Annotated in this window: 12 protein-coding genes; 9 read left to right on the top strand and 3 right to left on the bottom strand. The window is 71.5% G+C overall.

The window, feature by feature from the left end; translation table 11 throughout:
• Positions 1 to 154: 154 nt before the first annotated feature.
• The 5 genes from ACLFMI_RS15220 to ACLFMI_RS15200 all read left to right on the top strand — a co-directional run bounded on the left by ACLFMI_RS15220 (position 155) and on the right by ACLFMI_RS15200 (position 4,269).
• A complete protein-coding gene (locus ACLFMI_RS15220) occupies positions 155 to 1,123 on the top strand; it encodes an NADPH:quinone reductase (RefSeq protein ID WP_410948493.1) in 969 nt (322 codons plus the stop codon).
• A 282-nt stretch (positions 1,124 to 1,405) separates the two neighbouring features.
• Positions 1,406 to 1,558, top strand: coding sequence for a hypothetical protein (locus ACLFMI_RS15215; RefSeq protein ID WP_410948492.1), 153 nt, complete (start codon positions 1,406 to 1,408; stop codon positions 1,556 to 1,558).
• A gap of 183 nt (positions 1,559 to 1,741) precedes the next feature.
• Positions 1,742 to 2,524, top strand: coding sequence for an aldo/keto reductase (locus tag ACLFMI_RS15210; protein ID WP_410948491.1), 783 nt, complete (start codon positions 1,742 to 1,744; stop codon positions 2,522 to 2,524).
• A gap of 102 nt (positions 2,525 to 2,626) precedes the next feature.
• Complete coding sequence (locus tag ACLFMI_RS15205) at positions 2,627 to 3,157, top strand: DsbA family protein (RefSeq protein ID WP_410948490.1); 531 nt, start codon at positions 2,627 to 2,629, stop codon at positions 3,155 to 3,157.
• A 200-nt stretch (positions 3,158 to 3,357) separates the two neighbouring features.
• Positions 3,358 to 4,269 (top strand): zinc-binding dehydrogenase, encoded by a 912-nt coding sequence (locus ACLFMI_RS15200; RefSeq protein ID WP_410948489.1) that lies wholly within the window; start codon positions 3,358 to 3,360, stop codon positions 4,267 to 4,269.
• Here the strand turns inward: ACLFMI_RS15200 and ACLFMI_RS15195 are convergent.
• The gene (locus ACLFMI_RS15195) at positions 4,266 to 4,697 is read right to left on the bottom strand and encodes a hypothetical protein (protein WP_410948488.1); all 432 of its coding nucleotides are present in this window, start codon (positions 4,695 to 4,697) and stop codon (positions 4,266 to 4,268) included. The genes ACLFMI_RS15200 and ACLFMI_RS15195 overlap by 4 nt on opposite strands.
• A gap of 499 nt (positions 4,698 to 5,196) precedes the next feature.
• Between ACLFMI_RS15195 and ACLFMI_RS26770 the strand changes: the two genes are divergently transcribed.
• The 4 genes from ACLFMI_RS26770 to ACLFMI_RS15170 all read left to right on the top strand — a co-directional run bounded on the left by ACLFMI_RS26770 (position 5,197) and on the right by ACLFMI_RS15170 (position 9,659).
• Positions 5,197 to 7,305 carry a Tn3 family transposase gene (locus ACLFMI_RS26770; RefSeq protein ID WP_458788587.1) on the top strand — a complete coding sequence of 703 codons (2,109 nt, stop codon included), beginning with the start codon at positions 5,197 to 5,199 and terminating at the stop codon, positions 7,303 to 7,305.
• 483 nt (positions 7,306 to 7,788) lie between these two features.
• Positions 7,789 to 8,286 (top strand): hypothetical protein, encoded by a 498-nt coding sequence (locus tag ACLFMI_RS15180; protein WP_410948487.1) that lies wholly within the window; start codon positions 7,789 to 7,791, stop codon positions 8,284 to 8,286.
• 40 nt (positions 8,287 to 8,326) lie between these two features.
• Complete coding sequence (locus ACLFMI_RS15175; protein ID WP_410948486.1) at positions 8,327 to 9,214, top strand: MFS transporter; 888 nt, start codon at positions 8,327 to 8,329, stop codon at positions 9,212 to 9,214.
• On the top strand, positions 9,096 to 9,659 hold the full coding sequence (locus ACLFMI_RS15170) for a recombinase family protein (RefSeq protein ID WP_410948504.1): 564 nt from the start codon (positions 9,096 to 9,098) through the stop codon (positions 9,657 to 9,659). The genes ACLFMI_RS15175 and ACLFMI_RS15170 overlap by 119 nt, the downstream gene beginning before the upstream one ends.
• On the opposite strand, the gene ACLFMI_RS15165 is transcribed toward ACLFMI_RS15170, so the two are convergent.
• Positions 9,628 to 10,005, bottom strand: a complete 378-nt coding sequence (locus ACLFMI_RS15165) for a VOC family protein (protein WP_410948485.1) — start codon at positions 10,003 to 10,005, stop codon at positions 9,628 to 9,630. The genes ACLFMI_RS15170 and ACLFMI_RS15165 overlap by 32 nt on opposite strands.
• Positions 10,002 to 11,378 carry an NAD-dependent succinate-semialdehyde dehydrogenase gene (locus ACLFMI_RS15160; RefSeq protein ID WP_410948484.1) on the bottom strand — a complete coding sequence of 459 codons (1,377 nt, stop codon included), beginning with the start codon at positions 11,376 to 11,378 and terminating at the stop codon, positions 10,002 to 10,004. Before ACLFMI_RS15160 ends, ACLFMI_RS15165 begins: the two co-directional genes overlap by 4 nt.
• Positions 11,379 to 11,424: the final 46 nt, after the last annotated feature.

Genomic DNA, 11,424 nt, shown 5'->3' with positions numbered 1-11,424 from the left:
CAACTACGAACCCAACACGGCCTTCGGCGGGGAGAAGGCCTCCGGGCTGGGCCGCTTCGGCGGCGAGTGGGGCATCGCCGAGTTCACCACCGACCAGTGGATCAGCGTGCAGCACAGCCCACGGGCGTGGGAATTCTGAGGAGGTGTCGTCGCGATGAAGGCCGCGTGCTATGAGCAAACCGGACCCGCCCGCGAGGTGCTGCGGGTTACCGAGCTTGACCGGCCGGAGCCCGGGCCGGGGCAGGTGCGGGTGCGTGTCGCCGTCTCGGGCATCAACCCGACCGACGTCGCAGCACGCGACGGGTCGACACCGCGCCCGATCGAGGGTTTCCAGATCCCGCATCACGACGGTGTCGGCACGATCGACGCGGTCGGCGACGGTGTCTCGCCGGACCGGGTGGGGCAGCGGGTGTGGGTCTGGTTCGCCGCCACCGGCCGTTTCGGCACCGCCGCACAGTGGAGCGTGATCCCCGAGCAGCAGGCCGTCGTCCTGCCCGACGCGGTCTCCGACGACCTCGCGGCCAGTCTGGGCATTCCCGCGATGACCGCGCACCGCTGCCTGTTCGCCGACGGGCCGCTGGACGGCGGCGCGGTGCTCATCGCGGGCGGTGCCGGCGCGGTCGGGCACTTCGCGATCCAGCTCGCTCACCACGACGGCGCCCGGGTGGTCGCGACGATCAGCAGCCAGGAGAAGGCGGAGCTCGCGCGGGCCGCCGGCGCCGAGACGGTGGTGAACTACCGCGACGGCGACGCAGCCGAGCAGATTCGCACGGTGGCGCCACAGCCCGATCGCATCGTGGAGGTCGCCCCCGCCGCGAACCTGGAGATGGACGTGAGCCTGGCCGGGCCAGCCACCACCGTCGTCAGCTACGCCGCGGGATCCACCGATCCCACGCTGCCGGTGCGCGACTGCATGACGGCCAACGTCACGCTGCGCTTCGTGCTGGTCTACAACGTGCCCGCGCCGGCGCTGCAGCAGGCCGCCGAAGCGATCACCGGCGCGCTGACCGACGGCTCGCTGACCACCCTGCCGACGCATCGTTTTCCGCTGGACGAGGTCGCTGGCGCGCACGAGGCGGTGGAGTCCGGTGTCACCGGCAAGGTCGTCATCGAGCTGCCGTGAGGCCACCCGGAGACCGAAGGAGGAGCCGTGCGCGGCCACATCACCGACGGCCGGCGCCGAGGGGTGGCCTCGCGCTGCGGGAGCTGCCTGAGCCGTCCTCACACGATGCGGTGGCGGGCGTGGGCGCGGACGGGCTCAACTGCGGTGAGCTGGCGGTGCTGCAGCAGCGGACCGACGGCTGGCGCCCCGGCCAGGACGTCGCCGGTAGATCCGGCCCGGCGAGGCCCACATCGGCTCGGATCCGGTGGCGCTCACGGGCCTCCCGAGCCGGCCGGAGGTTTCATGAACGCGTCCCGGCTGCGCAGCCGCAGCATGAGCGAAGCCGCCGCGCAAGCCGCGATCGACCAGGCCTGCCGGGCACCGCGGCTGCCGACCATCCGGTCCCGGTTCGAGGAGATCGCCGCCGCGGCCGGCCGCGAGGCAGCTCGGGGATGACCGGCACAGGGCGTGGCCGAGCAGGTCGCGGCAACCTTCAGGCAGATGGTAAGTGCCTGGTCGGCTTCGCGAACGACACGACCTGGTGCAGGTTGGCCAGAGGAGACGCCGCCAGACCCGCTCGCCCGGCCGGGCCACCGTTCGACCGGGTTTTCCCATGCGGGCAGCGGGTAGCCGGAGGCCATGGCGAGCATCCCGAGCATCACGCTGAACGACGGTGCGACGATCCCCCAGTTCGGTCTCGGCGTGTGGCGGGTCCAGCAGGACGACACCGCCGATGTCGTGCGCACCGCACTCGAGGCCGGTTACCGCCACATCGATACCGCGCAGATGTATGGCAACGAGACCGGTGTCGGGCAGGGCATCCGGGACGCCGGCGTTGCCCGGGACGACGTCTGGGTCACCACGAAGCTCGCCGGCGCCGACCACGGGTACGAGCCCGCGAGGCGCGCGCTGGACGCCAGCCTGCAACGACTCGGCACCGACCACGTGGATCTGTACCTGATCCACTGGCCGGGCCGCGACGGCGACGTGGACACCTGGCGGGCCTTCGAGGCGCTGCGCGACGACGGTCGGGCGCGCTCGATCGGGGTGTCCAACTTCGGGGAGGCGCAGCTCGACCGGCTCGCCGACCAGACCGGCACCGTCCCATCGGTCAACCAGATCGAGCTGAACCCCCGCACGCCGCAGCAGTCATTGCGTGAGTACCACCAGCGCGCCGGCATCGCCACCGAGGCGTGGGCGCCGCTCGCGGAGGGTGGCCTGCTGCGCGAGCGCACCATCGCGCAGATCGCGGAGGCCCGCAGCCGCACCCCGGCCCAGGTCGTGCTGCGCTGGCACCTGCAGCACGGATTCATCGTCTTCCCCAAGTCAGCGACCCCGGCACGGATCCGCGAGAACATCGACATCACCGACTTCGAGCTCTCCGACGACGACATGGCCGCGATCGACGCGTTGGGGCACTGACCCGGCCTGGTTGCCGGTAACGGGTCGCGGGCAGGCCGTTCCACAGTGCCGGGTGTCTACCAGACGCCGGGAGCGAGGCGAGCGTGGGAGGAAGGAGCACCGATGAACAGCCCTGGGCTGGCGTCCCCCGTCGACGCCGTCGACCACAGCCGTGGCCCGGCCGGCGCACCGGTGACCCTGGTCGAGTACGGCGACTACCAGTGCCCGTACTGCGGGCAGGTGTATGCGGTGCTGGAGAACCTCGTGGACCGGGCCGGGGACCGCATGCGATTCGTATTCCGGCACTTCCCGCTGGTCGACATCCACCCGCACGCGAGGCCGGCCGCGCTGGCCGCCGAAGCCGCCGCCGACGCCGACCAGTTCTGGGTGATGCACGAGGTGCTCTACAGCCACCAGGATCGGCTGACCGAGGACGACCTCGCGGGCTACGCCGAGCGGCTGGGCCTGCCGGATGCGGGAGCGATCGGCTACCGCGCCCGCGACCATCGCGAGCGGGTGCAGCGGGACCTGGCCAGCGGGGAAGCGAGCGGTGTCCCGGGCACACCCGCGCTGTTCCTCAACGGCCGGCTCTACCGCGGTCCGGTCGAGCTCGACAGCCTCACCGAGGCGGTACGGACCACACCGGCCGGCTGACCGGCGGGTTCTCCCGCGCCGGTCCTCGACGTCGGCGCTGCGGTGCGTATGCCGGATCGCCCCAGCCCGCGCAAGATCGCCCCACGGACGAGCCGACGCCAGCGGCCGGGAAGTGCCGTTCTTTCCGCCGCCGCTGCCGTCGCGCCCCGACGGGGACTTCGAAATGGTTGAGCATCGCCCCGACGGGCACCCCAACTGACATGCGTGGTTTCATCACCGACCGCTCCGCACCACGGGGGTTGCGTCTGGCCGACAACCTGCCCGAGCCCGAGCCCGCGCCCGACGAGCTGGTGATCGGGGTACGCGCTGCCGGAGTGAACCGCGGCGAGCTGGCGCTGCTGGGCCAGCGGGACCAGGACTGGCGGCCTGGTCAGGACGTCGCCGGGACGGTTCACCGGGCCGCGGCCGACGGCTCGGGCCCACCAGAAGGTGCCCCCGTCATCGCCATCGTCGACGGCGCCGGCTGGTCGCAACGGGTGGCGGTGCCGACCCAGCGGGCGGCCGCCCTGCCCCCCGACGTGTCGTTCACCGACGCCGCCGCCTTGCCGATCGCCGGCCTGACCGCGCTGCGCGGGTTGCGCCGGGGCGGATCAGTGCTGGCTCGTCGCGTGCTGGTGACCGCGGCGAGCGGGGCGGTCGGGCAGTTCGCGACCCAGCTCGCGCGGGCGGCCGGCGCCGAAGTGATCGCCCTGGTGAGCCGTCCGGAGAGCGCGCTTGAGGCCCGGGATGCAGGTGCTCACGACGCGGTGACCTCGCTCGACGGGGCGAGCCGCTTCCACCTGGTGCTCGACGGGGCCGGTGGCCCGGTGCTCAAGGCCGCCCTGGCGCACCTGGCGCCGACCGGTCTCGCGGTGACCTACGGCGGGATGGCCGGAGCGGCGGACTTCGGGCTGGGCAACTTCCTCGGGCACACCCTCGTGGGGCTCGTGCACTCGGATCCGGAGAACGAGCGAGGCGCCGACCTCGCGGTGCTCGCCGGTCTCGTCGCTGACGGCCGGCTGCGGCCGCGGATCGGCCGCACCGAGAACTGGGAGAAGCTCCGCGAGGTCCTCGACGACCTCGCCGGAGGCCGCTTCCGGGGCAAGGCCGTCCTGACCCTCGCGCAGAGTTAGCCCCAAAGTCGTGCAGTTAGCTGTCGGGTCGTGCTGTCAAGGATCGACACTCCCGAGGATGTTGATCGTGATGGTGGCCGGTCGGCTGGGTGCTCGGACGCGGCCAGTGGCGCTCTTGGCGACGTACTTCGAGATCGCCCGTTTTCACCACGCGCGGGTTGGTCCGTAACCGCCGCCCGGGCATCCGGTCCGTCCACGACTCGACGGCCGATCACGCCGATCAGATCGACTATCTCGGCGATCACGCCAGCGGCCAGGACGAGCTGCTCGCGGGCGGCGTTAAGGGCGATGGTGAAGCTACCTCGGTCGGGATCGAGGTCGGGCCGGGCGATGGTGGCGTCGGCGATCGCGATCCGCAACGCCTGGTAGCTGACGAGCACGGCGTAGACCTCCTGGTCGACACCGCCGGGGGTCTTCGCGCGCAACACCCGCCCGCCCAGGGTCGTGGACTTCAGCTCCAGAAACGAGGTCTCGATCCCAGTCAGTGCACAGCGCCAGCTGGGCCACCAGGTTCGGCGCCGCCCTGGTGGGAACTGAACGCGAGCGGCGCCCGCAAGGTCCCGGCGAGCGCACCGACGGGATTCGTCCCGGCCCGCTGGCGCGGCTACCTCGACGACGCCACCGCCGACCACGGCCTATCGGCATTGCTGGGAGCTGTGCGTGCTGCTCGCGCTGCGCGACGCACTGCGGTCCGGGGATGTGTGGGTACCGGGCTCGCGCCGCTACGCCGACCCGACCGCCTACTTGCTGGGCCCGAGCCAGTTGGCCGACTAGCGCAGTGAGTTCTGTCGCCTGGTCGGCAAGCCCGTCGACGCCGCCACCGGCCTGGCCCAGGTTGAAGACGAGCTGCACGCCGCGCTGGGCGAACTCGAGCAGACCCTGGCCGAGGACGACGGCCCGGTCCGCGTCGACGACACCGGCGACCTGGTGATCTCCCCGCTGTCGGCAGAAGACATTCCGGCTGACGCGGTCGCGCTCAAGACGGAACTAACCGAGATGCTGCCGTTCGCGCCGATCGTGTCGCTGCTGATCGAGCTGGACCGCCGCACCGGGTTCCTGGACTGCTTCACCCACGCTGGCGGCAAACAGACCCGCACGCGCGAGCTGAAGCGGAACCTGATCGCGGTGCTGCTCAGCCACTGCACCAACCTCGGGCTGGCCCGCATGGCCGATGCCTGCGGCATCTCCTACGACATCCTGGCCTGGACCAGCGAGTGGTACGTAAGGGAAGAGACGCTACGGGCGGCGAACCTAGCGCTGATCGGCTACCACCAGACGCTGCCGCTCACCGCGATCTTCGGCTCCGGCACCCTCTTCTCTTCCGACGGCCAACGGTTCCCCACCCGCGGCAAGTGCACCACCGCCCGGGCGATGAACCGGTACTTCGCCCACCAGGGCCTGTCGACCTACTCGGCGGTCACCGACCAGCACGCGGCCTACGGCACAAAGATCATCGTGGCGACCAAGCGCGAGGCGCACTACGTTCTCGACGAGATCCTCGGCAACGCCACCGAAATCCCGATCACCGAGCACGCCACCGACACGCACGGGGTCACGCTGATCACCTTCGGCTTGTTCGACCTGGTCGGATTGTGGCTCTCCCCCGCGTATCCGGGACCTGGGCAAGATCACCCTGTACCGGGCCGGGCCGAGACCGGACGTGGGCACTGCTCAATCTCGGGGCCCGACCGCATGCTGGCCGCCGCCCCGGGCGGCGCCTGCTGCCGCGCCGAGCCGGGCGCGCAGCCCGGACGGCAGTGCTCGAGACAGCGCGCTGGCGTCGGTGGTCGACATCGAGTCGAACAGCGTCCGCAGGACCGCGATCGTGGCCTGGTCGGCCCCATCCAGATCCTGCTGCCCGACATGGGTTTGCACGCGAGAAAGAAACACCTCGTCGGTCAACGGCGTCATACAGCCTCCTGGCGCATCGTGGTGACGCGCCCATCTCCTGGTCGGGAGCGGTGCGGTGTCGCACCGTCTCGGGTGTCACGCCCCAGCGACATCCCGACGGGCGTGGGCACGGTGGCGCGGGTGCGGCCCGGTGGATTCCGGGGTGGTGGCGATGACGGTGACGACGACGTAGAGACCGTCAGCGCGGGCGGCGACGGCGTCTCGGACTTGCTCGGTGATCACAGCGGTGCTGTGCGGCCGGAACCCGACGACCCCGGCGAGCAGGATGTGATTGACCAGCAGCAGCCCGGCCAGCCGGCCGTGGCCGGTCTGGGTGGTGATGGCGCCGCTGGTGCCGGGATGCAGACCGGCCACCGCGGGGCAGGCCTGCACCACCTGTGCCAGGTCACCGAGATCGACCGCGGGATCGGCCGTGGGATCGGCGACGCCTTGTGCGGAGTCGAGACGGGATTCAGTCATCGCCGCGTGTCTCCGGCCCCGGGCGGGACCAGGTCGGGTCCGGCGATGTGTACCTCGGTGGTGCCGAGCCGGCGCACGCTTTCCCACAGCGACGCTTCGTCGTCGCCGGTTTGCCGGTCCCGGACGGTCGCGCGGGCTGTGCCGGCGGGGGCGTCGGCGCGGGACGTGCCATCGCGATGCGGCATGGAGTTCTCCTCGGTGGATGGCCTCGGGCTGCTGGTCCTCGCCCGGGGCGGCGGGGCGGCCGGCGCCGTGTCGCAGGTCGGTCAACCGGCATCGGCGGGTCGGGCTTGTGGTCAGCGAGCCCCTTCAGGACCTGTGCAGGTGGGTGAGACGCACCCGCCCGTGCCGGGCGACCGAGGCGTGGAATCGCCCCCGGTCGAACAGGACGATGGCGGGACGTGCGTCACCAACCAGGACCGGGGCGTCGTGGTTGAACCCCATGAGCGGGCGGCGAGGCCGCCAGCCACGGTCGCTACCGGCCCAGCCGGGCTAGACGGACCCGTGACTTGGGATCACGGTATCGCGATCCGAGGCGTTCTGCGCGCTGATGTCGTGGCTGGGCGGATGTTGGGCCGGCGTTGGCCGGCCAGTGGGCTTGCTGCTCCGCTGCAGGGGCGGCGCGAGTGGTGTCCGCGTCCGGCAGAAACCGCGCCACCGGGCTGAGCTCGTCCCGGTCCGGGCCGGTGGTGTCCTACGGCCGGGTGGGTGTCCGGACCCGCGTCCCCGCAGCCCCGCTGGTTGTAGCCGGACACCCGGCGCGGGATGTCCGGGGAGCGATCGGCGATTAGAGCCGCGTGTGGTCGAGGACCGACCAGGCCGCCGTGGGCGAGCAGATCCCGGGTGGTCGGTCCGACCCAATACGACGAGATCCAGTGTGCGATTGCCGCAGAGATCGCCGCCGCCGGCCGGGCCGCCCGCGCGCCGGATCCAGTGCAGCGTGCGCTGCGATGTCGAGCGCGCGTCCGGTGTCCGGCGTGCGCGCGCCGGACAGGACGTCGTGCCACGGGCCCGTCTCGGGGTGCGCTCCCGCCCGACCTGCGCTACGACGAGTGGATCACCGACGTCGCGCTGCCGTCGGGGATGGGGAAGACGCTGCCGTCGGGGATGGGGAAGACTCGAGCCCGGCCGTGCGTTGCACCGTGCGAGATGTCTGACCGCATTACCTGCATCGAATGCGGGGACCCGTTGCTCGAGGAGCGGGTGGAGCTCGGCTACCGGTACTGCACGAGGCCCGAGTGCCATGCCCGGCACCACCGCGGAACGGTGGTCACCGCGATCGGGAACAACAAGAGCGCCGACACGCTGATCGTGGTCGACCCCGAGGAGATCGCCCGCCGCGGTGAGGCCGGCGAGTTCGCGCGCAAGGACACCGGGGTGGGGCTCGACTACCGCTCCGGCGGTGCGGTCTCCCGGTCCCGCCCGACCCGTCGACCCGGACCTGTTGGCGGGCACGCGCCCGCGCCCGTACCGAGCCCGCGGTGGAGCCCGCGGTGGAGCGCCGACCAGGACAAGGTCGTGCGCCTCTACCACGCCATGGGGCTGACCCCATCACAGATCGTCGAGCGGGCACGGCGGAACAACCCCCGCCTGGGACTCACCGAGCGGCGGGTGCTGCAGATCCTCTCGGCGCCGCCGCGGAGGTAGACCTGCGTTTGTCCGGCCCCGTAGCGGGCAGCCGCCCGGCATGGAGGCAGCCGTTCTGCACGAGCCCGGCACGACGCCCCGGTTCGGGACCTACGACGATCCGGTCGCCCACGACGAGAACGAGGCCGTCGTCGAGGTGACCGCGGCGGGCCTTAACCCGGTGGACCTGATCGTCGCGGCGGGCCGGTCCGCCGAGGCGCTGCCCCTGGTCCCGGGACTGGAGGGCGTCGGCTGGCACCAGCGCAGGCGGGTCTATTTCGCCGGGGCCCGGGAGCCGTTCGGGTCCATGGCCGAGCGGACGGTCGTCGCGCACACCGCGGGTGATGAGCCTCCCGGACGACGCGGGGTGATGAGCCTCCCGGACGACCTGGACGACGGCACGGCCGCGTCGCTGGGCTGCGGGCTCGCCCCGGACGGCGGCGCCCTGACCGGGTTCCGGCTGCTCCAGGGTGTCGGCGGCACGCTGCTGATGCCCGGCAGCCTCGCCCTGATCGACGCGTCCATCCGCCGCGAGGACCGCGGCCGGGCGATCGGGATCTGGGCCGGGCTGTCCGGCGTGACCTCCGCCCTCGGCCCGTTCGTCGGCGGATGGCTGGTGCGCGCCGTGTCCTGGCGCTGGGTGTTTCTGATCAACATCCCGCTGGCCGCGGTCGCCGTCGTCGTCGCACAACCAAGGTTCTGCGACACGAACGATGAGACAACACGCGGACCACACTCTTCCAGGTCGTCGTGTCGCAGAAGTTGGTACGAAAGTCGGCGACTGAGCAGGGATGAACACGCCGACTTCTGCGACGATTCTGGCCATGTCGATCGTCGGCTACGCCCGAGTCAGCACCGACCACCAGTCGCTCGACCAACAACGCGACGCGCTCACCGTCGCCGGTTGCGAGCGACTGTTCACCGATCAGCTCTCCGGCGTGGGCGATAACCGCCCCGGGCTCGCCGCGCTGCTGGACTACGTCCGCGCCGGCGACACCGTGGTCGTGGTCGCCCTCGATCGACTCGGTCGAAGCCTGTCGGGGATCATCCGGACCGTCGAAACCCTCACAGAGGCCGGAGTGCTGTTGCGCTCGCTGCGCGAAGGGATCGACTACTCGACCGCCACCGGCCGGATGCTCGCCGGGATCTTCGCCGCCCTCGCTGCCTACGAACGCGAGCTCATGCACGAACGCGCCGCCGCCGCCCGCGCCGCCGCGCGGGCGCGTGGCCGTCACACCGGCCGCCCGCCCAAGCTCACCCCGGCACAGGCCCGCCAGATCCGCTCGCTCCGCGAACGCGGTGAGTCGATCTCCGACCTCGTCGCCGGCTACGGCGTCTCCCGGGCCACCATCTACCGCGCCCTCAACACCGCCACCGAACCAGCACCTGCCTGACGCCGGCTGCCCGGATCCCGCGCGATCGGGCCATATCCGCCCGATCTGTCCCGAGTACTACGGCGACCCCGACCACCGTGACCGCGAGGTGGTCGAGTCCGGTGCGCTGCGGGTCGAACCGGTCGTGCGAGCGCTCGTAGGGCTCGTGGATCCCGAGGACGAGACCGGAGTCCGGGTGGCGGACGAGCTGGCGCGGGTGCCGCGCCTCGGGCGGCCCCTCGCGTCGCTCGCTCGCCTGCTCGAACCCCAGGACCCGCTCGTAGAACGCCACGCTCGCCGCCATGTCGCGCACGACGAGCGCGACGTGGGCAACCTGCGTGAAGGTGGGTATGCCGCTCCCGATCACTGGATCCACACCGTCTTGGCGTTCACGAACGACAGCGTGCCGAAGCTCGCGAGCTCGCGGCCGTAGCCCGAGTTCTTGGCCCCGCCGAAGGGGACCTCCGGTGTCGAGGCGGTGATCTTGTTGATGTTCATCATGCCGGTCTCGACCTCGTTGACCAGGCGCTCTGCCTCGCCCGCGTCCTGGGTCCAGGCGCTCCCGCCGAGGCCGAAGCTCGAGTCGTTGGCGATCGCGATCGCCTCGTCGAGGTCCGTCGCTCGGAACAAGAGCGCCACCGGGCCGAAGAGCTCCTCGTAGTAGGCCGGCGCCTCCTTCGGGATGTCGGAGAGCACCGACGCCGGGTAGAAGTTGCCCTTGCCGCCCAGCGGCTTGCCCCCGGTCAGGAGCTTCGCGCCCGCGGCCACCGACTCCTGCACCTGCCGGTCGAGCTCCGCGAGGCCCTGCGGTCCCGACAGCGGCCCGAGATCGGTGTCCTCGGCCATCGGGTCACCGACCGTGAGCGCCTCCATCTTCTCCACGAGGAGCCGCTGGAACTCGTCGGCGACCTGCTCGTGGACGATGATCCGCTTGGCGTTGATGCAGGACTGGCCGTTGTTGAGGGTGCGCGACGCGACGGCCGCGTCGGCGGTGGCATCCAGGTCGGCCGAGGGCATCACGATGAAGGCGTCGCTGCCGCCGAGCTCGAGCACACTGGTCTTGACGTTCTTCCCGGCGCGGGCGCCAACCTCACGTCCGGCGGGCTCGCTGCCGGTGAGGGTGACGGCACGCACGCGGTCGTCGTCGACCATGGCCTCGATCATCGAGGAGCCGATCAGCAGGGTCTGGAACACGCCCCGCGGGAAGCCGGCCCGCACCAGCACGTCCTCGATGGCCAACGCGACCTGCGGCACGTTCGAGGCGTGCTTGAGCAGGCCGACATTGCCGGCCATCAAGGCCGGGCACAGGAAACGGAAGACCTGCCAGTAGGGGAAGTTCCACGGCATGATCGCCAGCACCGGACCCAGCGGCTGGTACCGGGTGAAGACCCGGGCGTTCGACGGCGCGTCCGCGGGATCCCAGGGATGGTCGGCGAGGTGCTCGGCGGCGTGGTCGGCGTACCAGCGGCACCCGAGCGCACACTTGCCGACCTCCGCCTTCGCCGCGACGAGGGTCTTGCCCATCTCCAGGGTCGCGAGCTCGGCCAGGCGGCCGGTCTCGGCGTCGAGGATGTCGGCAGCGGCGCGCATCCACCGGGACCGCTGCTCGACCGTCGTGGCGCGGTAGTTCTGGAACGCGTCCCAGGACCGCTGGATCCTGTCCTCGAGCTCCTGCTGGGTGAGGGAGTCGAACTCCCGGACCGTCTCCCCGGTGGCGGGCTTCGTCGTCGCGATGGCCATACCCCTGGCCTACCCTTCTCACCGAACTGCACACGCCGGACCGTTC

Source organism: Pseudonocardia nantongensis, assembly GCF_046546495.1.
In the GTDB taxonomy this organism is placed as follows: domain Bacteria; phylum Actinomycetota; class Actinomycetes; order Mycobacteriales; family Pseudonocardiaceae; genus Pseudonocardia; species Pseudonocardia nantongensis.
The sequence above is the reverse complement of the archived record's forward strand: the minus strand, read 5'-3'. Positions and strand labels throughout refer to the sequence as shown.